Raw genomic sequence first — 23,333 nt, 5'->3', positions numbered from 1 at the left:
GCCGTTACGGAGTGCTGTGCCCATGGATGCCGTCGCCGACCGCGTGATGAAGCTGGAGACCGTTCCGGAACGGACGCCGGTTCCGCCCTTCGACCTGGTGATCTTCGGCGCCAGCGGCGATCTCGCCTTGCGCAAGCTCTTTCCGGCACTCGCCCAGCGCAATCAGGAAGGCGTGCTGCCGGAGGAGAGCCGCATCCTCGCCATGGTGCGCAAGAGCGAGGACCTCACCGGGCTGCCCGGCGAGATCGCCCGCAAGCTCGAGACCGAGGAAGGGTTGCCCAAGGAGAAGGTCGAGGCCTTCCTGCGCCGCCTCACCATGGTCCAGCTCGATGCGCTGAAGCCGGAGACCTACGGGGAGCTGAAAAAAGCGCTCGGCGATTCGGACCGGGTCCGCTCCTTCTATCTCTCGACGCCGCCGGACCTGTTCATCCCGATTTGCGAGAATTTGGCCAAGGCCGAGATCCTGACACCGACCTGCCGGGTCATCCTGGAGAAGCCGCTCGGCCGCGATCTCGCCTCGGCCCGCGAGATCAACGACGCGGTCGCGAAGATCCTGCCCGAGAGCCGGACCTACCGGATCGACCATTATCTCGGCAAGGAGACGGTGCAGAACCTGCTGGTGCTGCGCTTCGCCAACACCCTGTTCGAGCGCTCCTGGTCGAGCCGCGACATCGACAATGTCCAGATCACCGTCGCCGAGACGGTCGGCCTCGAATCCCGCGCCGGCTATTACGACAAGGCCGGCCATTTGCGCGACATGGTGCAGAACCACGTCCTCCAGCTGCTTTGCCTCTTCGGCATAGAGCCGCCGAACATGCTGGAGGCCGATGCGGTGCGCGACGAGAAGGTGAGGGTGCTCAAGGCCCTGCGGCCGATCGTCGGGCCGGACGTGCTGCGCGCGACCGTGCGCGGCCAGTACGGGCCGGGCGTCAGCGGCGGCGCGCGCGTGCACGGCTATGCCGAGGAGCTCGGCCATGCCAGCAACACCGAGACCTTCGTCGCCATTCGCTGCGAGCTCGACACCTGGCGCTGGGCCGGCGTGCCGATCTATCTGCGTACCGGCAAGCGCATGGCGCAGCGCTATTCGGAGATCGCCGTCACCTTCAAGCCGGTGCCGCACTCGATCTTCGGCCATGCCGCCGATTGCGGGCGCCTCGACGCCAACCGGCTGATCATCCGCCTGCAGCCCAATGACGGCGTGCAGATGCAGCTGATGATGAAGGTCCCCGGCTCGGGCAGGCTCAAGATCGTGCCGCGCCAGCTCGACCTGCGCTACGACACCGCCTTCGGGGTACGCTCGCCGGACGCCTATGAGCGCCTGCTCACCGACGTCATTCGCGGCGACCAGACCCTGTTCATGCGCCGCGACGAGGTCGAGCAGGCCTGGGCCTGGATCGACCCGATCCTCGCGGGCTGGCAGGAATATTACCCGCAGCCGCACCGCTATGCCGCCGGCTCCTGGGGGCCGTCGCAGGCGATCGGCCTGATCGAGCGCGAGGGCCGGTCCTGGGCCGATCCGGAGCTGATCGAATGAGCGCGGCGGGTCCGATCGCCTGGCATCGCTTCGAGCGGCTGGATGATGCGTCCGAGGCTCTGGCCGAGGCTGTGGCGGTGAGATTGCGCGAGACCCTCGCGGCGCGCGGCGGCGCCATGATGGCCGTGCCCGGCGGGACCACGCCGGCGCGCTTCCTCGCGTCGCTTGGCGCCCATGATCTCGCCTGGGACAAGGTCACCGTGCTGCCGACCGACGAGCGCTTCGTGGCGCCGGACGATCCCGCCTCGAACGAGCGCATGATCCGTGACGCCTTCGCGCCGCTGCGCGAGGACAGGGCGGGCTTCGTCTCCTTCCATAATGCCGGCGACGATCTCGCTGCCGCCGCGCGCAGTCTCGACACCGTCCTGTCGCGACTGCCTGCGCTCGACATCCTGGTCAGCGGCATGGGCGCGGACGGGCATATCGCCTCGATCTTCCCTGGAGGCGACGCGGCGTCGAAGGCGGATGCTTCCTCGCATGCCCTCGCCGCCCAGCCTGCCGGCCTGCCCCCGCGCATCTCGCTCTCGCCGGCGCGGCTGGCGCAGGCCGGCTGGGCCGCGCTTCTGCTCGCGGGCGCGGAGAAGGAGGAGACCCTGAAGGCGGCGCAGGAACTTCCCGCGGCCTATCCGGTCGGCATCCTGCTGCGCCGGCCCCGGGGGCTCGACGTCTACTGGGCGAAGGCTTAAGCGGGGCGCTCAGCCAGGGAGACCGATCCGATGTCAGACGAACCCGAAATCGAACGCCTCCGGGCCTGTGGCGTCGTGCCGGTCGTCGTCATCGATGATGCCCATGTCGCGGTCCCGCTGGCGCGGGCGCTTCTAGCCGGCGGCATCGACGTCATCGAGGTCACCTTGCGCCGACCGGCCGCGCTGAACGCGCTCGAGACGATCGCCCGCGAGGTTCCCGAGATCCTTGCCGTCGCCGGCACGGTGGTGACGCCGGCCCAGGTCGCCGACGTCCAGCAGGCCGGCGCCCAGGCGGTCGTCAGCCCCGGCTTCAGCGAGGCGGTGGACGACGCGATGCGCGCCGCCGGCCTGCCCTGGCTGCCGGGCGTCGCGACGGCGTCGGACTGCATGCGCGCGGTGTCGACCGGCCGGCTGACCTGCAAGTTCTTTCCGGCCGAGCAGGCAGGAGGCACTGCGACGCTGAAGGCCCTGTCGGGGCCGTTCCCGCAGCTCAGGTTCTGCCCGACCGGCGGCGTCAGCCTCGGCAATCTCGCGGATTATCTCGCGCTGAAGCAGGTGATTTGCGTCGGCGGTTCCTGGCTCGTGCCGGCCGACGCCATCGCCAACCGCGACTGGGCGCGGGTGACGCAGCTCGCCAGGGAGGCGAGCGAGAAAGTCGCCATCATTCGCGGCTGACGCCCGGCGTCTCTTCCGTCCTGAGATGCTCGGGTCAAGCCCGAGCATGACGGCTCATGATCCCAACCGCTCCACCACCATATCCGCGATCGCCAGCGAGCTCGTCAGCCCCGGGCTCTCGATGCCCAGCAGGTTGACCACTTCGGGCACGCCATGGACCGCCGGCCCGTCGATGCGGAAATCCGGCATCGGCTCGCTCGGCCCGTGCAGCTTCGGGCGGATGCCGGCATAGTCCGCGACCAGCGCGTTGTCCGGCAGGGCCGGCCAATAGGTCCGGATCGCCGCGTAGAAGCGCTCGGCACGCGTCGGATCGACCACCAGGTCCTGGTCGCTCTCGACCCATTCGACATCCGGCCCGAACTTGACCCGGCCGCCCATGTCGATCGTCGCGTGGATGCCGAGGCCGGCGGCCTCCGGGATCGGATAGACCAGATGCGAGAAGGGCTGCTTGCCGAGCAGCGCGAAATAGTTGCCCTTGGCGAAGGATTGCTGCGGCATGTGCTGCGGCGGAAAGCCGTCGAGCAGGCGCAGCAGGCGCGGCGCGCCATGGCCGGCCGAATTGACGATGCTGCGCACCGAATAGGTCGCGGGGTCGTCGCCGCCGAAATCGACGCTGAAGCCCTCGCCCTCGCGCCGCCAGCCGAGGATCGGCGTGTTGAGTGCCAGTGACCCGCCGGCGGCCTCGCATTCGCCGAGCAGCGACAGCATGAAGGCGTGGCTGTCGACCACGCCGGTCTCCGGCGAGAGCAGGGCGATCTCGCAGGTGACCTCCGGTTCGAGCGCGTGCGCCTCCTTTGCGTCGAGCCAGCGCAGCGAGGTGACGCCCGAGGCTTCGGCGCGTGCGGCGATCGTCTCGAGCGCCGGACGCTGCGCCGCCGAGGTCGCGACGATCAGCTTGCCGCAGGCCTTGTGCGGCAGGCCGCGCTCGCCGAGATAGCGATAGAGCAGCTTGCGCCCCTCGACGCAGACCCGTGCCTTCAGCGAGCCCGGCGGATAGTAGATCCCGGCATGGATGACCTCGCTGTTGCGCGCCGAGGTCTGCGTGCCGATGCCTTCCGCGGCCTCGGCGATCACGACCTCGCGCCCGGCGAGCGCCAGCGCTCGCGCCGTGGCGAGGCCGACCACGCCGGCCCCGATGACGAGGCAATCGATATCGGCCATCGTCGCTTCGCGTCAGGCCGCGCGCTGCGGCATGGCGATCTCGACCAGGCTCGCCCAATAGGTCACGCCGACCGGGATCGCCGCGTCGTTGAACTCATAGGCGGGGTGGTGCAGCCCGGCGGAATCGCCGTTGCCCATGAAGATATAGGCGCCCGGCCGCTCCTCCAGCATGAAGGAGAAATCCTCCGAGCCCATGGTCGGCGGCACCTCGGTGTCGATCGCCTCCTTGCCGAAGACGTTCCTGGTGGCGCTGGTGACGAAATCGGTCTGTCCGGCATGGTTGAAGGTCACCGGGTAGCCGCGGAAATATTCGATCTCGCATTTCAGGTCGAAGGCCTGCGCCAGTCCCTGGCAGATCTCGGTGATGCGCTTCTCGGCGAGATCGCGCATCGCCGGGGTCAGCGTCCGGACCGAGCCCTTGATCTCGACGCTCTGGGGAATGACGTTGAAGGCCTCGCCGGCATTGATCGCGGTCGCCGAGACGACGATGGAATCGAGCGGGTCGGCATTGCGCGAGGCGACGGTCTGCAGCGCCGTGACGAGCTGGCAGGCCGCGACGACCGGGTCCTTGGTGTCATGCGGGGCCGCGGCATGGCCGCCCTTGCCGTTGATCCTGATCAGGAAGCGGTCGGCCGCCGCCATGATCGGGCCCTTGCGGATGCAGAACTGGCCGATCGGCAGCCCCGGCTTGTTGTGCAGGCCATAGACCTCCTGCACGCCGAAGCGCTCCATCACGCCCTCGTCGCACATCACCTTCGCGCCGGCCCCGCCTTCCTCCGCCGGCTGGAAGATCACGATCGCGGTGCCGTCGAAATCGCGCGTCTCCGCGAGGTATTTCGCGGCGCCGAGCAGCATGGTGGTGTGCCCGTCATGGCCGCAGGCATGCATCTTGCCGGGCACGGTCGAGCGATGCTCGAGATTGGTCTCCTCGTGGATCGGCAGTGCGTCCATGTCGGCGCGCAGGCCGATGACCTTGCCGGATTCCTGGCGCTTGCCCTTGATCACGCCGACCACGCCGGTCTTGCCGATGCCGGTCACCACCTCGTCCACGCCCCAGGCCTTGAGCTTGTCGGCGACGATTCCGGCGGTCCGCTGCACGTCGAAGAGCAGCTCGGGATGGCGGTGGAAATCGCGGCGGATCGCGGTGAGCTCGGGCGTGAACGTGGCAATCAGGTCGGATCTGGGCATGATGTCCTCGGAATGGGCAGGCCGACTTTGCAGAAAGCGGGTGGCCAGGCGGCGAAGCTAGCGGGCTGCGGGCCTCTCTCCAAGTCTCCTGTGTCATGAGGGGGTGGGGTGCGACGAATGGCGGAGGATCGGATGGCGGGGTCATGAGAGCGGTGAGGCTGGTCCGGTGGATATTCGCCGTCACGGCCGTCGTCCTGGTCTGCGGCGGTTATGCCTGGTGGCGACATTCCACAGACTTCATCCGGGACGCCGTGTCGGCCGAGGGCACCGTCATCGATCTCGTGCGCAGCTCCAGCCGCTCGTCCGAGCGTGGCACCTACCGTCCCGTCGTCCGGTTCCGCACGCAGGCCGGCGAGGAGGTAGAGTTCGTCTCGAACTGGTCGAGCTATCCGCCGCCCTACAGGCGGGGCGACGCGGTGGAGGTGCTTTATTCTCCCTCCGACGCACGGCAGGCCAGGACCAAGCGTTTCTTCGCGCTATGGGGCGGGCCGATGATCACCGGCCTTCTCGGCCTTGCCTTCACCATCGTCGCCGTCGCCCTCTTCTTCATTCCCACGGGTCGCGCCACTGAAAACGGGCGCGATCTCGGTGGTGCGTCTCCACCCTCTTCGCTATGACGGACGACGCGCAAGGCGCCGCAATACAACCTCTTCCGGCCGATGAAGTGAAGCAGCCCATGTCCGAGACCGAAGCCCTCCGCGAAGCCGTCATCCCGGAACTGCCGAACTATTACCGGGGCAAGGTCCGCGAGAATTACGATCTGCCGGACGGGCGCCGGATCATCATCGCGAGCGACCGGCTCAGCGCCTTCGACAGGGCCATCGCCTGCATCCCGTACAAGGGCCAGGTGCTGACCCAAACGGCCCGGTTCTGGTTCGAGAACACCGCCGACATCTGCCCGAACCACGTCCTGGAATATCCCGACCCCAATGTCGTGGTCGGGCAACGGCTCGAGATCCTGCCGGTCGAGATCGTCGTGCGCGGCTACCTTGCCGGCACGACCGGAACCTCCGTTCTGACCATGTACAAGCAGGGCCAGCGCGAGATTTACGGCATCCGCTTCCCGGACGGCCTGCGCGACAACGAGGCGCTTCCCGAAGCGATCATCACCCCGACCAGCAAGGCCTTCGACGGCGGCCATGACGAGCCGCTCTCGCCGCAGGAGATCGTTGGCGGCGGGCTCTTGAGCCAGGAGCAATGGGACACGGTCTCGGCCCATGCGCTGGCGCTGTTCGCGCGCGGCCAGGCGATGGCACGCGAGCGCGGCCTCATTCTCGCTGATACAAAGTACGAGTTCGGCACCGACGGCGAAGGGCGCATCCTGCTGGCCGACGAGATCCATACGCCGGACAGCAGCCGCTACTGGTTCGCGCAAAGCTACCCCGAGCGTTTTGCCAAGGGCGAGAAGCCCGAGAGCTTCGACAAGGATTTCGTCCGCAACTGGGTCGCGGCGCGCTGCGACCCTTATAACGAACCCATCCCGGAGATCCCGGATGAGCTCATCGCGCAGACCTCGCAGGTCTATATCCGCGCCTTCGAGACCATCACCGGCACGGCCTTCGCGCCGCCGCCGGCCGGCGAGCCGCCGCTGGAGCGGATCAGGCGGAATCTCGCCCGCTATTTCTGAGCGACGCTGCAGTCCCGCCCCCTCGGCAGCCTGCGGCATTTTGCGCCATGCAATCGCTCCGCGCCGCTGGAACGGCCGGCGCGCTCGCGCGTTGATGATCCGCCCGATCGTCTCGAGTGGGAGGCCGCCATGCGCCGCCTGATCGTTCTTGCCGCTTCTCTGGTTCCCCTGCTGACCTTCGCTGCCGACGACGCCTCGGCCCAGCGCCGCTTCGGCGGCCATGGTGTCCACGCCGGAGGCTTCCATGGCGGCGGCTTGCATCGCGGCGCCATGCGCGCCGGTGGCTTCGGCTTCGGAAACCGGGGCTTCGTCCGTCCGGGCTTCGGCGGCTATCGCGGTGGCATCCGGCCCGGAGGCTTCGGATACCGCGCCGGCTTCTATGGTGGAGGGCCGAGATGGGGCTATGGCGGCAACCGCTGGTATCGCGGTGCCTATTATGGACGGCCCGGCTACTGGCGGCGGGGCTACCGCGATAATTGGGGCTGGGGCGCAGCCGGGCTGATCGCCGGCACCGCCATCGCCGCTTCGGCCTACCCCTATTACGGCTCGTCCTATGACTACGACGATCCCTATTACCGTTACGATCCGGCTCCGTATTACGGCTCGCCCTATTACGCCGCCCCGGTTTATTCCGCGCCGGTCTCCTCCGGCATCGGCGGCTATTGCCAGACGCCGGTGCGCACCTGCGCGCTGATCACGCCGACAGAGGTCGGCATCGGCTGCTCCTGCCGCGTCAGCGGCGGGCGGGCGCGCGGGACGGTGATCGGGCCGTAGCCGTCCAGGCTACACGCCGTACTCCGTCCGCCAGGCCGCGAAATCGTCGAGCGAGACGTTCGAGCCGCAAAGCACCAGGGCGACGCGCTCGCCGGGCCTGAACATCTCCTTGCGGGCGATCGCCGCCGCGACGACGCAGCCGGCGGCGGGCTCCAGCAGCACGCGCCCGTTCTGCAGCACCCAGACCATCTCGCGCACGGCCTCGGCATCGGGAACCGTGACGATCTCCTCGAGGTTCTGCCGGGCCGCAGCCATCGTCCGCTCCGTCGCGAAGGGCGCGCCGAGCGCGCGCGCGATCGAGGTCGGGCGGATCGGCACCGGCTTTCCGGCTTCGAGCGCCTGGCTCATCGTCGTCGCGCCCTCGGTCTCGACGCCGTGGATGCGCACCGCCGGGTCGAGCCCCTTCAGCGCCGTGCCGACGCCTGCCGAGAAGCCGCCCCCGCCGATCGAGAGGAAGACGTGGTCGAGCCGTCCGCTGGCGTCGTTCGCAAGCTCGAGGCCGAGCGTGCCGTGTCCGGCGATGATCGCCGGGTCGTCATAGGAATGGACATTGGTCATGCCCCTGGCGGCGTAGTCGTCGGCCTTGGCGAAGGCCTCGATCGCGTCCTCGCAGAGCTCGACCTCGCCACCGGCCTGTTTGGTCAGCTCGATATTGAAGGGCGAGACGTTCTTCGCCATCAGCACCAGCGCGCGTGCGCCCATCGCCTTGGCGACCATCGAGACGGCGATGGCGTGGTTGCCGCCGGAGACGGTGACGATGCCGCGGCTGAGCTCGGCCTCGCTCAGCGACATCAGCTTGTTGAAGCAGCCGCGCACCTTGAACGAGCCGCCGAGCTGCAGGCTCTCGACCTTGACCAGCGTCTCGACGCCGAGCCGGGCCGAGAGCCCGGCACTGTGGAAGGTCGGCGTGCGGCGGGTCTTTCCGGAGATGCGGGTGGCGGCGGCCTGGATGTCGGCAAGGGTGACGTCGAAATTCATCGGACTGGCTCTCGGAGGCGGACTTGGCTTGGGCGCACATCAACGCGCCCGGCGCAAGCCGGTCAAGCGGCCTGCGGCGATTGACCTGAGCGGCAGGCGGCTTAGCCTGCGGCACGAAACCTGCTGCGCCACGGCTTTTGGAGACCTGACCTCGTGAACCTGACACCCAAGGAAATGTTGGCCAAGCTGGTTTCGTTCAACACCGAATCGCAGCGCAGCAATCTCGACCTGATCCATTTCTGCCGCGACTATCTCGCCGCCCATGGCGTTGCGAGCACGCTGGTGCCGAGCCCGGAGGGCGACAAGGCCAATCTCTACGCCACGATCGGCCCGGCCGGGGAGGGCGGCGTCGTGCTGTCGGGACATACCGATGTCGTTCCGGTCGCGGGGCAGGACTGGACCTCCGATCCCTGGACCCTGACAGAGCGCGACGGCAAGCTCTATGGCCGCGGCGCCTGCGACATGAAGGGCTTCGACGCGATCGCGCTGGCGCTCGTTCCCGAGATGCTCGCGGCCGGGCTGAAACGGCCGATCCACATCGCGCTCTCCTATGACGAGGAGGTCGGCTGCGTCGGCGCGCGCGTCATGATCGATGCCATGGCGCAGGCCGGGCTGACGCCCTCGGCGGTCATCGTCGGCGAGCCCTCGATGATGCAGGTGGTCACCGGCCACAAGGGCGGCACGCGCATGAAGACGACCGTGCGCGGCCATGCCGTGCATTCGAGCCGGGTCGATATCGGCGTGCCGGCGGTGATGGTCGCCGGCAAGCTGATCGCCTGGCATGACGAGGTCATGGCCGAGAACAGGAACCGCACCGGCAACGACAACGGCTTCGAGCCGCCCTATTCGACCCTGCATGTCGGCGTGGTCCAGGGCGGAACGGCGGTCAACATCACCGCCGAGCATTGCGCCTTCAGCCATGAGGTGCGCGTCGTTCCCGGCGAGGACGGCGATGCCTATGTCGCCCGCTATCGCGCCCGCATCGCCGAGCTCGAGGCCGGCATGAAGGCGATCGCGCCGGAGACCGGCATCGAGCTCGAGATCACCTCGCAGACGCCGCCGCTCGGCCCTGAGCAGCAGGGCGCGGCCGAGGCTCTGGCGCGCCGCCTGACCGGGGACAATGGCAGCCATGTCGTGGCCTATGGCACCGAGGGCGGCCTGTTCCAGGAGGCGGGCTGGTCGACCGTGGTTTGCGGGCCGGGCGACATCGCCCAGGCGCATCAGCCGGACGAGTTCATCACCATCGCGCAGCTCGACGCCGGGACGCAGTTCGTGCGCGGGCTCATCGCCGAGCTGTCGCGCTGAGATGGCGCATGCCGATTGCGTCATGGAGTCGCGAGAGGGTATGCAGGATCGTGCGCCGCCGAACGTTTGGCCGCAAGAAAATTCAATCGACGAAAGCGGTACTGGACGCCGTCCTTGAAGCGTCTTTAATCTGCCACCTTCTTGGAATCCCGGCGCTTCTGCGCCGGTTTCGGAACCGCTCCCGGGAGGAGTGGCCAGCGAACCGATTGGGAGCGATCAACCATGTCATTCAGGACGCATTGCCTCGCCGCCGTAGCGGCCGTGGCGCTGATGTGCGGCGCAGCGCAGGCGCAGACCCTGCGCTACGCCAACCAGGGCGAGCTCAAGTCGCTCGACCCCTATACCGTCAACGAGACGACGACCAACGCCCATCTCGGCCATCCCTATGAAGGCCTGACCGCGCGCGGCAAGGACCTCAAGATCGAGCCGGCGCTGGCCGAGAAATGGGAGGTCTCCGATGACGGCCTGAAATGGCGCCTGTTCCTGCGCAAGGGCGTCAAGTTCCACGGCGGCGAGGATTTCACCGCCGACGACGTGCTGTTCTCGGCCGAGCGCGTGCGCGCCACCGGCTCCAACTTCACCACGCGCATTCCCACCGACTCGAAGTTCGTCAAGGTCGACGACCACACGGTCGACGTCATCCTGACCTCGCCGAACCCGATCCTGAACGCGCAGTGGGACACCTGGTACATCATGTCGAAGAAATGGGCGGAGGCGAACAACGCCGTCGCGCCCACGCCTGCGGCCGCGACCTCGCCGAGCTACGCCTCGCTCAACGCCAACGGCACCGGCCCCTTCAAGATCGAGAGCCACCAGCCCGGCGTGAAGACCGTCTTCAAGGTCAACGAGAACTGGTGGAACAAGAAGGTCGAGCACAATCTCAAGGAGATCGTCTTCACGCCGATCGCCTCCGATGCCACTCGTGTCGCGGCCCTGCTGTCCGGCGAGGTCGACGTGATCGAGCCGGTTCCGATCCAGGACATCCAGCGCGTCAACGCCTCGGGCAACGCCCAGGTCCTGAGCGGCCCCGAGCTGCGCACGATCTTCCTGGGCCTGGACCAGACGCGCGACGAGCTGCTGGAATCGAGCGTCAAGGGCAAGAACCCCTTCAAGGACGTCAGGGTCCGCCAGGCCTTCTACCAGGCGATCGACATCGAGACGATCAAGAGCCGCGTCATGCGCGGGCTTTCGACGCCGTCCTCGCTGATGATCGCGCCGGAGCTCTTCCCGCATGAGGGCTTCACCCGGGCCAAGTTCGATACGGCGGCCTCGAAGAAGCTGCTCGCCGAGGCCGGCTATCCCGACGGTTTCGAGGTCGGCATGGATTGCCCGAACGACCGTTACGTCAATGACGGCACGATCTGCCAGGCCGTGGTCGGCATGCTGGCGCGCGCCGGCATCAAGGTGAACCTGAACGCCCAGCCCAAGGGCCAGTATTTCGCCAAGGTACTGAAATCCGGCGGCTACAAGACCTCGTTCTACCTGCTCGGCTGGACGCCCGGCACCTTCGACAGCCACAACGTGCTGAACGACATCCTGGGTTGCCGGGACGTCGCGGGCTCGTCGCGCGGCGAGTCGAATCTCGGCGGCTACTGCAACAAGAAGGTCGACGCCCTGACCGACAAGATCCTGGTCGAGTCGGACATCGCCAAGCGCAATGCGATGATCAAGGAGGCGTTCAAGATGACGGTGGACGAATTCTCCTACATCCCGCTGCATCAGCAGGCCTTGGCCTGGGGTGTCTCGAAGAAGGTCAAGCTGACCCAGCGCGCCGACAATTCGGTGCTGCTCTACTACGCCACCAAGGAATGACGCGGGTGGCGCGCGGCTCTTAATGGTCGCGCGCCTCTCTTCATGCCGACCCAACCGCGACGTCATCCCGGACAAGCGGCGTAGCCGCGTAGATCCGGGATCCATCGTGAGGCTCCGGCGCTCGACGATGGATCCCGGCGCTCCGCTTCGCTACGGCCGGGATGACGGCGTATTGGCAACGGAGAGCTTCATCCGGCTCACCGGCGCCCACAGGTTCCGCGTTAAACGCCAAGGCGCTCATGCTCGCTTTCATCCTGCGACGGCTGTTCCAATCGCTTCTCGTCATGCTGGCCGTGGCGCTGATCGCCTTCGCGATGTTCCGCTTCGTCGGCGACCCGGTGAACCAGCTCGTCAGCCTCGACACGCCCCAGGCCCAGGTCGACGAGATCAGGCAATCGCTGGGCCTGAACGATCCCGTGATCGTCCAGTTCTTCCGCTACATCTACAACGCCGCCCGGCTCGAATTCGGCGTCTCCTACCAGTTCCGGCTGCCGGTCATCTCCCTGCTCGGCGAGCGCGCGCCGGCGACGCTGGAGCTCGCCTTCATGTCGGCGCTGTTCTCGCTCGTCGTCGGCATCCCGATGGGCGTCTATACGGCCCTCAAACGCGACAGCTGGCTCGCCAAGGTCTTCCAGGCGGTCTCCCTGATCGGCATCAGCCTGCCGACCTTCCTGATCGGCATCCTGCTGATCTACCTGTTCTCGGTGACGCTGGGCTGGCTGCCCTCCTTCGGGCGCGGCGACGTCGTCAAGCTCGGCAACTGGTGGACCACGGGTCTGCTCACCCTGTCCGGGTGGAAGGCGCTGATCCTGCCCTCGATCACGCTCGGCCTGTTCCAGATGACGCTGATCATGCGGCTCGTTCGGGCTGAGATGCTCGAGGTGCTGCGCGCCGACTACATCAAGTTCGCCCGCGCCCGCGGCCTGCGCACCCGCACGGTCCATTTCGGCCATGCGCTGAAGAACACGCTGGTCCCGGTCATCACCATCGCCGGCCTGCAGCTCGGCTCGATCATTGCTTTCGCCATCATCACGGAGACGGTGTTCCAGTGGCCGGGCATGGGCCTGCTCTTCCTGCGCGCCGTCCAGAACGTCGATATCCCGATCATGGCCGCTTATCTGATGCTGATCTCGTTCCTCTTCGTCAGCATCAACCTGATCGTCGATCTGCTCTATGCCGCCGTCGACCCGCGCCTGCGCGCGACGGTCGGGGCGCATTGAGCCGGTGAGGGGTTGAAACCATGAGCACCGCCACACCACCCGATCGGATCCCGACCCGCTGGGAGCGCATCCTCGACAGTGACATCCTCGCCAGCTTCCGTCGCTCCAAGGTGACGATGGGCGCTGCCCTCGTCGTGCTCGTCCTCTTCATCAGCGCGGCCTTCTCGCCCTGGATCGCGCCGACCAACCCGTTCGATCCGGCGTCGGTCTTCCTCGCCGACGCCAATATCCCGCCGGCCTGGCAGGATGGCGGCGAGGCGCGCTTCATCTTCGGCACCGACGACCAGGGCCGCGATCTCTATTCGGCGATCCTCTACGGCCTGCGCGTCTCGCTGGTCGTCGGCGGGCTCGGCGTCATCCTGGCCGCCTCGATCGGCATCACGCTCGGCCTGCTCGCCGGCTATCTCGGTGGCCGCGTCGATTCGCTGATCATGCGCATCGCCGACGTGCAGCTCACCTTCCCGGCGATCCTCATCGCGCTTCTGATCGACGGGGTCGTGCGCGGCATCTTCAAGAGCGCCTCGCGCGAGGACACGGCGATCTATGTGCTGGTGATCTCGATCGGGCTCTCCTTCTGGGTGCAATATGCCCGCACGGTGCGCGGCTCGACCCTGGTCGAGCGCAACAAGGACTATGTCCAGGCGGCGCGGCTCGTCGGCCTTCCGGCGCCGCTGATCATGCTGCGCCATGTCCTGCCCAACGTCATCGGCCCGGTCCTTGTCATCCTCACCATCAACCTGGCGCTGGCCGTCATCACCGAGGCGACGCTGTCCTTCCTCGGCGTCGGCCTGCCGCCGACCCAGCCCTCGCTCGGCACGCTGATCTCGATCGGCAACAAATACCTGTTCTCGGGCGACTGGTGGATCGTCACCTTCCCGGGCGTCACGCTGGCGCTGCTCGTGCTGGCCGTGAACCTGCTCGGCGACTGGCTGCGCGATGCGCTCAATCCGAGGCTGAGGTGATCCGATGAGCACGCCTGTTCTCTCGGTCAGGGATCTCACGGTCGAGTTCGTGACGCGGCGCGGCACCTTGCGCGCGCTCGACACGATCTCCTTCGACATCGCGCGCGGCGAGGTGCTCGGGGTCGTCGGCGAATCCGGCGCCGGCAAATCGGTGACCGGCTCGGCGATCATCGGCCTGATCGACCCGCCCGGTCGGATCGCCGGCGGCGAGGTCTTGCTTTCCGGCGCGCGCGTCGACAACCTGCCGCCCGACGCGATGCGCAAGGTGCGCGGCAAGCGCATCGGCATGATCTTCCAGGATCCGCTGACCAGCCTGAACCCGCTCTACCGTGTCGGCGAGCAACTGATCGAGACGATCCAGACCCATACCGCGCTCAATGCCGCCGACGCCCGCAAGCGCGCCATCGCGCTGCTCGACGAGGTCGGCATCCCGGCGCCGGACAGGCGCATCGACGGCTATCCGCACGAGTTCTCGGGCGGCATGCGCCAGCGCGTGGTGATCGCGCTCGCGCTCTGCGCCGAGCCCGAATTCATCATCGCCGACGAGCCGACGACGGCGCTCGACGTCTCGGTCCAGGCGCAGATCATCGCCCTGATCAAGCGGCTCTGCAGCGAGCGCGGCACCTCCGTCATGCTCGTCACCCACGACATGGGCGTCATCGCCGAGACGGCCGACCGCGTCGCCGTGATGTATGCCGGCCGCATCGCCGAGATCGGCCCGGTGCGCGACGTGGTGAAGGAGCCGCTCCACCCCTATGCCAAGGGGCTGATGGGCGCGATCCCCTCGATCGAGGGCGATGCCGACCGGCTGGTGCAGATTCCGGGCTCGATGCCGCGGCTTTCCGCGATCCCGAAGGGCTGCGCCTTCAATCCGCGCTGCGCCCATGCCTTCGCCCGCTGTCATAGCGAGCGGCCCGAGCTGATTTCGGTCGGCGAAAGGCAGGTCGCCTGCCATCTCTACGACGAGCCGAAAGCGGAGAAAGCGGCGTGAGCGAGACCAAGCGAGCCGAGCCCGCCTTCGTCGAGGTCCGTGACCTGAAGCGCGTCTTCGACGTCTCCAAGCCCTGGCTCAACCGCGTGCTCGAGAACGCGCCGCGGCAATATCTCAAGGCCGTCGACGGCGTTTCCTTCGACATCCGCAAGGGCGAGACCTTCGCGCTCGTCGGCGAATCCGGCTCGGGCAAGTCGACCGTGGCGCGCATGGTCGTCGGGCTGCTGCCACCCTCGGGCGGGACGGTCTCGATCGCCGGCATCTCGATGAACGACGTCGCCGTCTCGCAGGAGCGTCAGCGCCTGCGCCGTCGCATCCAGATGATTTTTCAGGACCCCTATGCCTCGCTCAATCCGCGCTGGCGTGTCGGCCGGATCATCGCCGAGCCGATCCGCGCTTTCGACATCATCCAGGGCGATGCCGCGATCAATGCCCGCGTCGGCGAGTTGCTGAGCCTGGTCGGCCTGCATCCCGACGACGGCAAGAAGTTCCCGCACGAATTCTCCGGCGGCCAGCGCCAGCGCATCGCGATCGCCCGCGCGCTCGCCTCTAACGCCGAGTTCATCGTTTGCGACGAGCCGACCTCGGCGCTCGACGTCTCGGTCCAGGCGCAGATCCTCAACCTGATGCGCGACCTGCAGCAGAAATTCGGGCTGACCTATCTCTTCATCTCGCACAATCTCGCGGTCGTCCGGCACATGGCGACGCGGATCGGCGTGATGTATCTCGGTCGTCTCGTCGAGGTCTCGGACGGCAAGGCGCTGTTCTCGGCCCCGCGCCATCCCTATACCCGGATGCTGCTCGACGCGGTGCCGGACCTCGCCATGGTCGGCAAGGCGCGCGAGGGCGTGAAGGGCGAGATCCCGAACCCGATCAGCCCGCCTTCCGGCTGCACCTTCCACCCCCGCTGTCCGCTCGCCTTCGAGCGCTGCCGCATCGAGAACCCGCCGGTGATCGACGGCGTCGCCTGCCATGCCGTGAACGAGGGGCGGGTCGCGGCCTGAGGCGCTTCCGAGCGTGTCGAACCGTCATTGCGAGGAGCTACCGCCCGGCGGGCGTGGGCCCGGCGGCTTTGGGTCGGCTCGAATTGCCGGGCGCCTGCGCCAGCGGCGCGATCGGCCGCTCCGTCCGGTACTGCCCGCGCGCGATCGCGACGAAGAGCAAGACCACGGCCGTCAGCGTCATCAGCCACCAGGTCTGGAAGGTCGCGAAGCCCAGCACCGCGAGCGCGAAGGCGGTGACGTAGGCGGCGACGCCACCCGCGGCGAGCGGGCCGGGCATTCGTCCCGCTGCCCTGATGGCGAAGTACAGGCAGGCTGAAGCCGCGGCGGCGCCGACGAGACCCAGCTCGTACCAGGTCTCGAACAGCAGCATCGCCGGCGTCTCCTGCGGCAAGCCGCCCGTGGTCCGGCCCCGCAGCACCGTGTCGAGCCCGTGCCCGGTGATCAGCTGGACCGGCTCGCTGCTGACGATATCGGCCCAGATCCCCAGAGACTGGCTGACGTCGTCAGGGAAGCGCGAGGCCACCGGCATCAGCAGGAAGGGCAGGAGCGGCGCCAGCATCAGCAGTCCCGCGACGAACGCGGCGATGATCCGGACGGCGACGTCACGACTGGCGCTGACCGCTCCGAAGGCGGCCGCGCCGCAGATCATCGCGACCGCCTCGCCATCCTCGAAGCGCGTCATCGCGAGCAGGCCGACCGCGAGCGCCAGTCCGAGCGCGCTCAGGCCGCGCGCACGCGACAGCAGCCAGGCCAGGGCCGGCCAGGACATGATCAGCACGATACTGACGCCGCGTTCGACGCTGGCTGTATCGCTGGCGGCGCTGGCGGTGCGGGTGGCGCCCGCCAGCATCAGGGCGAGCGCGAAGAGCGCCGCGAGCCCGGTGCCGAGCGCCACCAGATTGAGATTGGCGGCGCGCATCCGCTCGGGCAGCGCCGCCGCGCCGCAGAAGCCGAGCGCGACCGCGAACACCAGATTGCTCGCCTTCTCGCTTGCCGACAGCGTGTAGGGACTCCAGACCAGCGACAGCACCGCCCAGCAGACCAACCCGACCAGGATCAGGCCGGCGCGGCTCAGCAGCGCGCCTTTCAGGTTCGTGCCGAACCTGCCGCGCTCCTCGATCAGGGACGAGATGATCAGCAGCGCGACGCCGATCGGCGCGAGCACGACGGCGGCGCGCCGCGAGACCAGCGACGCGATCGGCAGGGCCAGCGCGAGCGTGGCGAAGCCGATGCGGCGCAGGAGCAGCGCGGCATCTGCGGCAGGGTCGAGCGGGGCATTGGCGTTGCGGCGGATCATGGGCGGTAACCGGACAAGGGGCTCCGACCGGAGGACGCGCCGGACATCAGCCCGGCGGCACCCTAGCCCGCGCCGCGGGGCGCGGCTGTAGGTGCGGCGCAACACTGAGCCGGCATCTGGCGTGGTGCGGCGCCCGGCCGCGCCCGCCGCCGATGCTATGGTTTCGCTCGCGATTTCATGGAATGAAGAAGGCGATGAACACGCTTGCCGCCATCGTCTATCGCCCGGGCTTCGCCATCGACGACTTCATGGCAGGGCTCGCCATGGGCATGAAGGCGCGCGGCCTGCGGCTCGGCGGCGTCGTCCAGCACAATGCCGATGACTGCGCCTCCGGCTGCCTGTCGATGGCGCTCGAGGATCTGGCGACGGGGCGGCGTTTCGCGATCAGCGACGAGCGTGGCAGCGGCGCCTCCGGCTGCCGGCTGGACGCGGCGGGACTGGCGGAAGCCGGCGCCGCCATCGCGACCGCGCTCTCCGAACGCATCGACCTGGTGATCGTCAACAAGTTCGGGCGGCAGGAATTGCTGGGCCAGGGGCTGCGCCAGGAGATGGCGGCGGTCGTGCTCGCGGGCCTGCCGCTGCTCGTCGCCGTGCGCGACGATCTCCTGCCGGCCTGGGCGGATTTCGCCGGCGCGGACTGGACGCGATTGCAGGCTGAAGCTCCCGCCGTCGACGGCTGGGTGACGGGCCTGCAGGGCGTGGCGGCGTGAGGCCGGCTCTCCTGGCGGCCATGCCGCCCGACATCGCGACGTTCGGAGACAAGGCGACGTGAACCAGGATATGGCGTTCCTCGACGAGTATCTGGTCCGGCCCGATCCGGCGGCGCCGCGGCTCGGCGCGACCGTGCGCGGCATCGACCAGGCCGGCGCGCCGGTCGAGACCCGTGTGGTTACGGAGCGGGCGCTGACGCTCTACCTCAACACCCAAGAGATCGTCACGATGATGACGATCGGCGACCACCCGGACGATCTCGCGCTCGGCTATCTCCTCAACCAGAACATGCTGAAGCGCGGCGATGTCGTCACCGGCGTCGATTATGACGAGGAGCTCGAGGTCGTCGTGGTGCGCACGCCCGAGCGCACCAATTTCGAGGAGAAGCTCAAGAAGAAGACGCTGACCTCCGGTTGCGCCCAGGGCACCGCCTTCGGCGACCTGATGGAGGCGATCGAGGAGATCGCGCTGCCGCAGGCGGAGCTGCGCACGAGCTGGCTCTACACGCTGACGAAGAAGATCAACACGACCCCCTCGCTCTACCTGGAGGCCGGCGCGATCCATGGCTGCGTGCTCTGCGAGCGCGACCGGCCGCTGGTCTATATGGAGGATGTCGGCCGCCACAACGCCGTCGACAAGGTCGCCGGCTGGATGTTCCGGCACGATGTCGATCCCAGCCGGATGATCTTCTACACCACCGGCCGGCTGACCTCCGAAATGGTGATCAAGACGGTGCGCATGGGCATCCCGATCCTGGTCTCGCGCTCCGGTTTCACCGAATGGGGCGTCGAGCTCGCCCGCAAGGCCGGGCTGACCCTGATCGGCCGGGCGCGTGGAAAACGCTTCGTCGCGCTGTCCGGCGAGGACCGCATCGTCTTCGACCAGGATGTCGATACGGTCGAGGAGGAGGGCGGCAAGCACCGCCGCAAGGGCGCCGATCGTGAAGACTGAGCATGCTCATCCGCCGACGCTCGGACTGGCGCTCGCGGGCGGCCTGGCGCGCCGCATGGGCGGCGGCGACAAGCCGCTCAGGCTGGTCGGCGGGCGCAGCATCCTCGCCCATGTCGCCGAGCGGCTCGATCCGCAATGCGACGGGCTGCTGATCAACGCCAATGGCGATCCCGCCCGCTTCACCGCCTATGGCCTCTCGGTCGTAGCCGACAGCGTGCCGGATTTCGCTGGCCCGCTCGCCGGCATCCTGGCGGGGCTCGACTGGCTGGCGACGAACCGCCCCGATCTTGCCTGGATGGTCAGCGTCGCGGCCGACACGCCCTTCATCCCGCGCGACCTCGTCGCGCGGCTTCATGCAGCACGCGCGGCCGCCGGCGTTCCGCTCGCCTGCGCCGCCTCGGGCGGCTGGACCCATCCGGTGATCGGTCTCTGGCCGGTTTCGCTGCGCGAGGATCTGCGCCATGCCTTGACCGTCGATGGCGAGCGCAAGATCGACCGCTGGACGGCGCGGCATGGCGTGGCGGCGGCAGAATGGCCGGTCACGCCGGTCGACCCCTTCTTCAACGCCAACCGGCCCGAGGACCTGGCCGAGGCCGAGCGACTTTACGCCGCCCTGCCGGATGCTTGATAGGCTGCCGCCGGCTCGCTATCTCTGATGGCAATAAGAAGATCTTATCGGTGCCTGATCGGGGGAAGACCATGAAGTCCTTTGTTATCGCCGTCGTCTTTGCGGTTGCGGCGGCCTATGGCGCGAGCCTCGTGCTGAATCATTTCCAGAAGCCGGTCGAGACCGCCTACGCGACCAGCGGCGTCAGGCTCTGACGGCCGCGCTTGAATAGGCCAGGGTCTGCTGCTTTCAGACAGAGTGCACCGTCATCCCGGACAAGCCGCTTTAGCGGCGTAGCTCCGGGATCCATCGTAAGGCATCGCGCTCGATGATGGATCCCGGAGCTCCGCTTCGCTACGTCCGGGATGACGCGCGTTACAATCTGCGAGCAAGCGGAAACCGCTAGCCTTCCAGCAGCGCCTTCAGCCGCCTGAGATCGCTCGAAATCGTGTCGGCGTCGCGCGCGAACTCGTCGTCGTTCATCTCCGGCCGCCGCAGGAGCGTGAAGACCACCTCGCTGCCATCGCCATTCGCCACGGCCCGCATCGGATTGTGCATCGGCTCGCCCTTGTCGGGGATCACGGCATGGTCGAGCACGCCGTAGCGGTTGGGCTCGCTGAACAGGATGCGCATCGGCCCCATCGGCGTCTGGGCCGACCAGGTCATGCCCTCGATATGCTTGAAGCCATGGCCCAGCCCCTCGGCCCATTTCGGAAAGTTCTGCGGCTCGGCCAGGAAGCCGTAGACATCCTCGATCGGCCTGGCGATCGAGACGCTGATATGGCGCACCGGCTGAACGGGCATCGCGTCATCCTCCATTTCGCTCGATGCTAGAACAAAATAAGAACAAACGCAATTCCGGCCAGCCGCGCGGCGACCCGTCTATTCGATCACGATGCGCGGAGCGGCCCGCACGGTCCCGCCGCTCAGCCCGGCCTGGACCTGCCGCGCGATCGCCAGATAGGCCTTGGCATGGGCACTGTCCGGGTCGCTCGCGACGATCGGCCGGCCGCCATCGGAGGTCTCGCGGATCGGCATCGCCAGCGGCACCTCGCCCAAAAAGGGCACGCCGAGGCGCTCGGCCTCATGCCGCGCCCCGCCATGGGCGAAGATGTTGGAGCGGTGGCCGCATTCCGGGCAGATGAAATAGCTCATGTTCTCGACGATGCCCAAAATCGGCACCTCGACGCGCTTGAACATGGCGACGCCGCGCCGCGCATCGAGCAGGGCGAGGTCCTGCGGCGTCGAGACGATCACGGCCCCGGCGAGCGGCGTCTGCTGCGCCATGGTGAGCTGCGCGTCGCCGGTGCCGGGCGGCATGTCGACGACGAGCACGTCGAGCTCGCCCCAGGCGACCTCGCGCAGCATCTGGGTGATCGCCGAGATCACCATCGGCCCGCGCCAGATCATCGGCGTTTCCTCGTCGATCAGGAAGCCGATCGACATGATCTTCAGCCCATAGGCCTCCATCGGCGCCAGCGTCCGGCCCGAGACCAGGCGCGGCTTGCCGGTGATGCCGAAGATCTTCGGCACGGAAGGGCCGTAGATATCGGCGTCGAGCACGCCGACCTTCAGCCCGAGCGTCGCCAGCGCGACCGCGAGATTGGCGGTGGTGGTCGACTTGCCGACGCCGCCCTTGCCGCTGGCGACGGCGATGATCTGCTTGACGCCGGGCACGCCGGCGGCCTTCGGCGTCGGTCCGCCCGGCCCTGGCTGGCCATGCGCCTGCCGGCGTGCCTGCATGCCTGGCGAGGCCGCCGGCCGCGATGGCGCCTTGTCGGCGGTGAGGCCGACCAGCACCTGCGTGACGCCGGGCAGGCCACCGACGGCGCTCTCGGCCGCCTTGCGCACCGGCTCCATGGCGCCGGCTTCGGTCGCGTCGATGCCGATCGCGAAGATCACCTTGCCGCCATCGACCAGGATATTGGCGACGCGGCCCGAGGCGGCGAGCGACTGGCCGCTGGCCGGCAGCTTCACCAGTTCGAGCGCGCGCAGGATGTCGGTTTCGGTCACGGCCACGATGGCATGCTCCGGCTGGGCGCGGCGTCAGGCCGCGGCCTTGCGAATATGGAAGACGAGAAGCTCGCCGTCGGTCAGGCTGTGCTCGATCGCGTCGCCCGTCTCGCGCATCAGGTTGGGAATGTCGATCGCCGCCATCGGGTCGGTGCATTCGACCACGAACAGGGACCCCGCATCCGCGCCCTTCAGCGCCTTGCGCACCCGCAGCGCCGGCAAGGGGCATTTCAGGCCGCGCAGATTGAGGGGAATCGAGGTCATGAACCTGTGCCTGTCGAAACGGTTGCGCTTCATATGATGGGTTTTTGTGCAGGGGCAACAGGCGCTCTTTACCCTTCTCCCCTCGGGGGAGAAGGTGTCTGCGCAGCAGACGGATGAGGGAAGCATGGTTCGAAGCGATGATGGAGGGCCGATACGGCTCCACTTCCCTCATCCGACCCGGCTTCGCCGGGCCACCTTCTCCCCCGAGGGGAGAAGGGTCCGCGCGGCGCTGCTTGCACTTATTCTGACGACAATTCCCGTCGCCGCCCAGGAGCTGCGCGGCCATGGCGGGCCGGTCCGGGCGGTCGCGGTCTCTGCTGACGGCGCCTTCGCGCTGACCGGCTCCTTCGACCAGTCGGCCATCCTGTGGAACCTCGCGACCGGCGCGGCCGACAAGGTGCTGCGTTTCCATCAGGGCGCCGTCAATGCCGCCGTGACGGTGAACGGGCTCGGCTTCGCGACCGGCGGCGAGGATGGCAGGATCGCGCTCTGGCGCGGCGATGCGGCCGAACCGGTTCGGGTCATCGAGGGGCACAAGGGGCCAGTCGCGGCGCTCGCGGTCTCGCCGGACGCGAACGCCATCGCCTCCGCCTCCTGGGACGAGACCGTTCGCGTCGTCTCGCTGAACGACGGCGCGGTGCGGGTGCTCGAAGGCCATAAGGGCCCGGTCAACGGCGTTGCCTTCGCGCCGGGCGGAGGCATCGTCAGCGTCGGTTACGACGCGACCTTGCGGATCTGGCCGCTCGGCGACGGCCCTGCCAAGGTCGTGACCCTGCCGGCACCGCTCAACGGCGTCGTCGTCGCGCCCGATGGCGAGATCGCGGTGACGGCCGCCGACGGCCGGCTGCGGCTCTTCGCTCCCGACGGCGAGGCGCGCGGCGAGATCGAGATCGGCCCGACGCCGCTGATCGCGCTGGCGCTTTCGGCCGATGGCGCGACCATCGCCACCGGGGGGCTGCGCGGCCAGGTGGCGCTGATCGACCGCAGGAGCCGGACTATCCGCGCCACACTGGTCGGCCCAGGCCTGCCGGTCTGGTCGCTCGCCTTCCTGCCCGATGGGAAGCAGTTGCTGTCCGGCGGCGCCGACCGGCTGGTCCGACGCTGGAACGCGGTTACCGGCGAGCATATTGGCTCGGTCGTGCCGCGCGCCGGCGAGGACGTGCTCGCTGCGTTCCAGGGCGAGCGCGGCGCCCAGGTCTTTCGCGCCTGCGCGGCCTGTCACACGCTCACGCCTGCCGACGGCAACCGGGCCGGCCCGACCCTGCACGGCATCTTCGGCCGCCGCATCGCGACGGCGCCGGGTTATGCCTATTCCGACGCGTTCAAGCGCCTGGACATCGTCTGGACCAAGGAGACGGTGGCGAAGCTCTTCGAGATCGGCCCCAACGCCTATACGCCCGGCACCAAGATGCCCGAGCAGACGATCGGCGCGGCGGAGGATCGCCAGGCGCTGGTCGATTGGCTGGAGAAGGTGACGCGGTGACCCACCCGTCATTCTCGGGCGAAGCCCTCGGGTCCGACCTTCGGTCGGCCCAACGATAAACTCCGCGCAGACCCGAGAATCTCGGGCGGG

The 23,333-nt window shown here is 68.1% G+C and carries 24 protein-coding genes; 17 read left to right on the top strand and 7 right to left on the bottom strand.

Annotated features, from left to right (window positions below; all coding sequences use genetic code 11):
* Positions 1-22 precede the first annotated feature (22 nt).
* From zwf to eda, 3 genes are read left to right on the top strand one after another with little or no spacing between them, the layout of a single operon-like run.
* Positions 23-1,534: a glucose-6-phosphate dehydrogenase gene (gene zwf / locus ACTIF2_RS11380; protein ID WP_439497174.1), complete on the top strand. Its 1,512-nt coding sequence runs from the start codon at positions 23-25 to the stop codon at positions 1,532-1,534.
* Positions 1,531-2,220, top strand: a complete 690-nt coding sequence (locus tag ACTIF2_RS11375) for a 6-phosphogluconolactonase (protein ID WP_439497173.1) — start codon at positions 1,531-1,533, stop codon at positions 2,218-2,220. The genes zwf and ACTIF2_RS11375 overlap by 4 nt, the downstream gene beginning before the upstream one ends.
* Before the next feature lie 30 nt (positions 2,221-2,250).
* Entirely contained in the window at positions 2,251-2,895 is a 645-nt protein-coding gene (gene eda / locus ACTIF2_RS11370) for a bifunctional 4-hydroxy-2-oxoglutarate aldolase/2-dehydro-3-deoxy-phosphogluconate aldolase (protein WP_439497172.1), read from the top strand.
* Positions 2,896-2,949: 54 nt separating this feature from the next.
* On the opposite strand, the gene ACTIF2_RS11365 is transcribed toward eda, so the two are convergent.
* Positions 2,950-4,056: an NAD(P)/FAD-dependent oxidoreductase gene (locus tag ACTIF2_RS11365; protein ID WP_439497171.1), complete on the bottom strand. Its 1,107-nt coding sequence runs from the start codon at positions 4,054-4,056 to the stop codon at positions 2,950-2,952.
* Between the two features lie 12 nt (positions 4,057-4,068).
* On the bottom strand, positions 4,069-5,244 hold the full coding sequence (locus ACTIF2_RS11360) for a M20 aminoacylase family protein (protein WP_439497170.1): 1,176 nt from the start codon (positions 5,242-5,244) through the stop codon (positions 4,069-4,071).
* A gap of 152 nt (positions 5,245-5,396) precedes the next feature.
* Between ACTIF2_RS11360 and ACTIF2_RS11355 the strand changes: the two genes are divergently transcribed.
* The 3 genes from ACTIF2_RS11355 (at position 5,397) to ACTIF2_RS11345 (ending at position 7,645) form a co-directional block, all read left to right on the top strand.
* Complete coding sequence (locus ACTIF2_RS11355; protein WP_439497169.1) at positions 5,397-5,861, top strand: DUF3592 domain-containing protein; 465 nt, start codon at positions 5,397-5,399, stop codon at positions 5,859-5,861.
* Between the two features lie 59 nt (positions 5,862-5,920).
* Entirely contained in the window at positions 5,921-6,871 is a 951-nt protein-coding gene (locus ACTIF2_RS11350; RefSeq protein ID WP_439497168.1) for a phosphoribosylaminoimidazolesuccinocarboxamide synthase, read from the top strand.
* A 129-nt stretch (positions 6,872-7,000) separates the two neighbouring features.
* Positions 7,001-7,645: a hypothetical protein gene (locus tag ACTIF2_RS11345; RefSeq protein ID WP_439497167.1), complete on the top strand. Its 645-nt coding sequence runs from the start codon at positions 7,001-7,003 to the stop codon at positions 7,643-7,645.
* A gap of 9 nt (positions 7,646-7,654) precedes the next feature.
* Here ACTIF2_RS11345 and ACTIF2_RS11340 read toward each other — a convergent pair whose 3' ends face one another.
* Positions 7,655-8,623 carry a threonine ammonia-lyase gene (locus ACTIF2_RS11340; protein ID WP_439497166.1) on the bottom strand — a complete coding sequence of 323 codons (969 nt, stop codon included), beginning with the start codon at positions 8,621-8,623 and terminating at the stop codon, positions 7,655-7,657.
* Positions 8,624-8,776: 153 nt separating this feature from the next.
* Between ACTIF2_RS11340 and argE the strand changes: the two genes are divergently transcribed.
* The 6 genes from argE (at position 8,777) to ACTIF2_RS11310 (ending at position 15,917) form a co-directional block, all read left to right on the top strand.
* Positions 8,777-9,928, top strand: a complete 1,152-nt coding sequence (argE, locus tag ACTIF2_RS11335) for an acetylornithine deacetylase (protein ID WP_439497165.1) — start codon at positions 8,777-8,779, stop codon at positions 9,926-9,928.
* Between the two features lie 222 nt (positions 9,929-10,150).
* Positions 10,151-11,740, top strand: a complete 1,590-nt coding sequence (locus ACTIF2_RS11330) for an ABC transporter substrate-binding protein (RefSeq protein ID WP_439497164.1) — start codon at positions 10,151-10,153, stop codon at positions 11,738-11,740.
* Positions 11,741-11,979: 239 nt separating this feature from the next.
* Positions 11,980-12,960 (top strand): ABC transporter permease, encoded by a 981-nt coding sequence (locus ACTIF2_RS11325; RefSeq protein ID WP_439497163.1) that lies wholly within the window; start codon positions 11,980-11,982, stop codon positions 12,958-12,960.
* Positions 12,961-12,980: 20 nt separating this feature from the next.
* The gene (locus ACTIF2_RS11320) at positions 12,981-13,922 is read left to right on the top strand and encodes an ABC transporter permease (protein ID WP_439497162.1); all 942 of its coding nucleotides are present in this window, start codon (positions 12,981-12,983) and stop codon (positions 13,920-13,922) included.
* A gap of 4 nt (positions 13,923-13,926) precedes the next feature.
* Positions 13,927-14,913, top strand: a complete 987-nt coding sequence (locus ACTIF2_RS11315; RefSeq protein WP_439497161.1) for an ABC transporter ATP-binding protein — start codon at positions 13,927-13,929, stop codon at positions 14,911-14,913.
* Positions 14,910-15,917: an ABC transporter ATP-binding protein gene (locus ACTIF2_RS11310; RefSeq protein WP_439497160.1), complete on the top strand. Its 1,008-nt coding sequence runs from the start codon at positions 14,910-14,912 to the stop codon at positions 15,915-15,917. Before ACTIF2_RS11315 ends, ACTIF2_RS11310 begins: the two co-directional genes overlap by 4 nt.
* Positions 15,918-15,954: 37 nt before the next feature.
* On the opposite strand, the gene ACTIF2_RS11305 is transcribed toward ACTIF2_RS11310, so the two are convergent.
* On the bottom strand, positions 15,955-17,214 hold the full coding sequence (locus ACTIF2_RS11305) for a peptide ABC transporter permease (protein WP_439497159.1): 1,260 nt from the start codon (positions 17,212-17,214) through the stop codon (positions 15,955-15,957).
* 194 nt (positions 17,215-17,408) lie between these two features.
* Between ACTIF2_RS11305 and ACTIF2_RS11300 the strand changes: the two genes are divergently transcribed.
* The 4 genes from ACTIF2_RS11300 to ACTIF2_RS11285 all read left to right on the top strand — a co-directional run bounded on the left by ACTIF2_RS11300 (position 17,409) and on the right by ACTIF2_RS11285 (position 19,698).
* Positions 17,409-17,924 carry a DUF2478 domain-containing protein gene (locus ACTIF2_RS11300; protein ID WP_439497158.1) on the top strand — a complete coding sequence of 172 codons (516 nt, stop codon included), beginning with the start codon at positions 17,409-17,411 and terminating at the stop codon, positions 17,922-17,924.
* Positions 17,925-17,994: 70 nt separating this feature from the next.
* The gene (locus ACTIF2_RS11295) at positions 17,995-18,876 is read left to right on the top strand and encodes a formate dehydrogenase accessory sulfurtransferase FdhD (protein WP_439497288.1); all 882 of its coding nucleotides are present in this window, start codon (positions 17,995-17,997) and stop codon (positions 18,874-18,876) included.
* A complete protein-coding gene (gene mobA / locus ACTIF2_RS11290) occupies positions 18,866-19,504 on the top strand; it encodes a molybdenum cofactor guanylyltransferase MobA (protein ID WP_439497157.1) in 639 nt (212 codons plus the stop codon). The genes ACTIF2_RS11295 and mobA overlap by 11 nt, the downstream gene beginning before the upstream one ends.
* A gap of 71 nt (positions 19,505-19,575) precedes the next feature.
* On the top strand, positions 19,576-19,698 hold the full coding sequence (locus tag ACTIF2_RS11285; protein ID WP_439497156.1) for a hypothetical protein: 123 nt from the start codon (positions 19,576-19,578) through the stop codon (positions 19,696-19,698).
* 187 nt (positions 19,699-19,885) lie between these two features.
* Here ACTIF2_RS11285 and ACTIF2_RS11280 read toward each other — a convergent pair whose 3' ends face one another.
* The 3 genes from ACTIF2_RS11280 to ACTIF2_RS11270 form a co-directional block, all read right to left on the bottom strand.
* Entirely contained in the window at positions 19,886-20,287 is a 402-nt protein-coding gene (locus ACTIF2_RS11280; protein WP_439497155.1) for an SRPBCC family protein, read from the bottom strand.
* Between the two features lie 78 nt (positions 20,288-20,365).
* Positions 20,366-21,502, bottom strand: a complete 1,137-nt coding sequence (locus ACTIF2_RS11275; protein WP_439497154.1) for an Mrp/NBP35 family ATP-binding protein — start codon at positions 21,500-21,502, stop codon at positions 20,366-20,368.
* Positions 21,503-21,529: 27 nt separating this feature from the next.
* Entirely contained in the window at positions 21,530-21,760 is a 231-nt protein-coding gene (locus tag ACTIF2_RS11270) for a sulfurtransferase TusA family protein (protein ID WP_439497153.1), read from the bottom strand.
* 124 nt (positions 21,761-21,884) lie between these two features.
* On the opposite strand from ACTIF2_RS11270, the gene ACTIF2_RS11265 reads away from it, so the two are divergent.
* Positions 21,885-23,243, top strand: coding sequence for a c-type cytochrome (locus ACTIF2_RS11265; protein WP_439497152.1), 1,359 nt, complete (start codon positions 21,885-21,887; stop codon positions 23,241-23,243).
* The last annotated feature ends 90 nt before the right edge of the window (positions 23,244-23,333 follow it).

Source organism: Allobosea sp. (assembly GCF_051860145.1).
Taxonomy (GTDB): Bacteria; Pseudomonadota; Alphaproteobacteria; order Rhizobiales; family Beijerinckiaceae; genus Allobosea.
This window is presented reverse-complemented; position numbering and strand designations above follow the sequence as displayed.

What these genes read in the sequence shown, in the direction of transcription:
- ACTIF2_RS11285 (WP_439497156.1), top strand. Translation starts at nt 19,576, where the DNA reads ATGAAGTCCTTTGTTATCGCCGTCGTCTTTGCGGTTGCGGCGGCCTAT.
- ACTIF2_RS11350 (WP_439497168.1), top strand. Translation starts at nt 5,921, where the DNA reads ATGTCCGAGACCGAAGCCCTCCGCGAAGCCGTCATCCCGGAACTGCCG.
- ACTIF2_RS11305 (WP_439497159.1), bottom strand. Translation starts at nt 17,214, where the DNA reads ATGATCCGCCGCAACGCCAATGCCCCGCTCGACCCTGCCGCAGATGCC.
- ACTIF2_RS11265 (WP_439497152.1), top strand. Translation starts at nt 21,885, where the DNA reads ATGGTTCGAAGCGATGATGGAGGGCCGATACGGCTCCACTTCCCTCAT.
- ACTIF2_RS11345 (WP_439497167.1), top strand. Translation starts at nt 7,001, where the DNA reads ATGCGCCGCCTGATCGTTCTTGCCGCTTCTCTGGTTCCCCTGCTGACC.
- ACTIF2_RS11375 (WP_439497173.1), top strand. Translation starts at nt 1,531, where the DNA reads ATGAGCGCGGCGGGTCCGATCGCCTGGCATCGCTTCGAGCGGCTGGAT.
- ACTIF2_RS11365 (WP_439497171.1), bottom strand. Translation starts at nt 4,056, where the DNA reads ATGGCCGATATCGATTGCCTCGTCATCGGGGCCGGCGTGGTCGGCCTC.
- eda (WP_439497172.1), top strand. Translation starts at nt 2,251, where the DNA reads ATGTCAGACGAACCCGAAATCGAACGCCTCCGGGCCTGTGGCGTCGTG.
- zwf (WP_439497174.1), top strand. Translation starts at nt 23, where the DNA reads ATGGATGCCGTCGCCGACCGCGTGATGAAGCTGGAGACCGTTCCGGAA.
- ACTIF2_RS11315 (WP_439497161.1), top strand. Translation starts at nt 13,927, where the DNA reads ATGAGCACGCCTGTTCTCTCGGTCAGGGATCTCACGGTCGAGTTCGTG.
- ACTIF2_RS11270 (WP_439497153.1), bottom strand. Translation starts at nt 21,760, where the DNA reads ATGACCTCGATTCCCCTCAATCTGCGCGGCCTGAAATGCCCCTTGCCG.
- ACTIF2_RS11320 (WP_439497162.1), top strand. Translation starts at nt 12,981, where the DNA reads ATGAGCACCGCCACACCACCCGATCGGATCCCGACCCGCTGGGAGCGC.
- ACTIF2_RS11360 (WP_439497170.1), bottom strand. Translation starts at nt 5,244, where the DNA reads ATGCCCAGATCCGACCTGATTGCCACGTTCACGCCCGAGCTCACCGCG.
- ACTIF2_RS11280 (WP_439497155.1), bottom strand. Translation starts at nt 20,287, where the DNA reads ATGCCCGTTCAGCCGGTGCGCCATATCAGCGTCTCGATCGCCAGGCCG.
- ACTIF2_RS11325 (WP_439497163.1), top strand. Translation starts at nt 11,980, where the DNA reads ATGCTCGCTTTCATCCTGCGACGGCTGTTCCAATCGCTTCTCGTCATG.
- ACTIF2_RS11340 (WP_439497166.1), bottom strand. Translation starts at nt 8,623, where the DNA reads ATGAATTTCGACGTCACCCTTGCCGACATCCAGGCCGCCGCCACCCGC.
- ACTIF2_RS11330 (WP_439497164.1), top strand. Translation starts at nt 10,151, where the DNA reads ATGTCATTCAGGACGCATTGCCTCGCCGCCGTAGCGGCCGTGGCGCTG.
- ACTIF2_RS11300 (WP_439497158.1), top strand. Translation starts at nt 17,409, where the DNA reads ATGAACACGCTTGCCGCCATCGTCTATCGCCCGGGCTTCGCCATCGAC.
- ACTIF2_RS11295 (WP_439497288.1), top strand. Translation starts at nt 17,995, where the DNA reads ATGGCGTTCCTCGACGAGTATCTGGTCCGGCCCGATCCGGCGGCGCCG.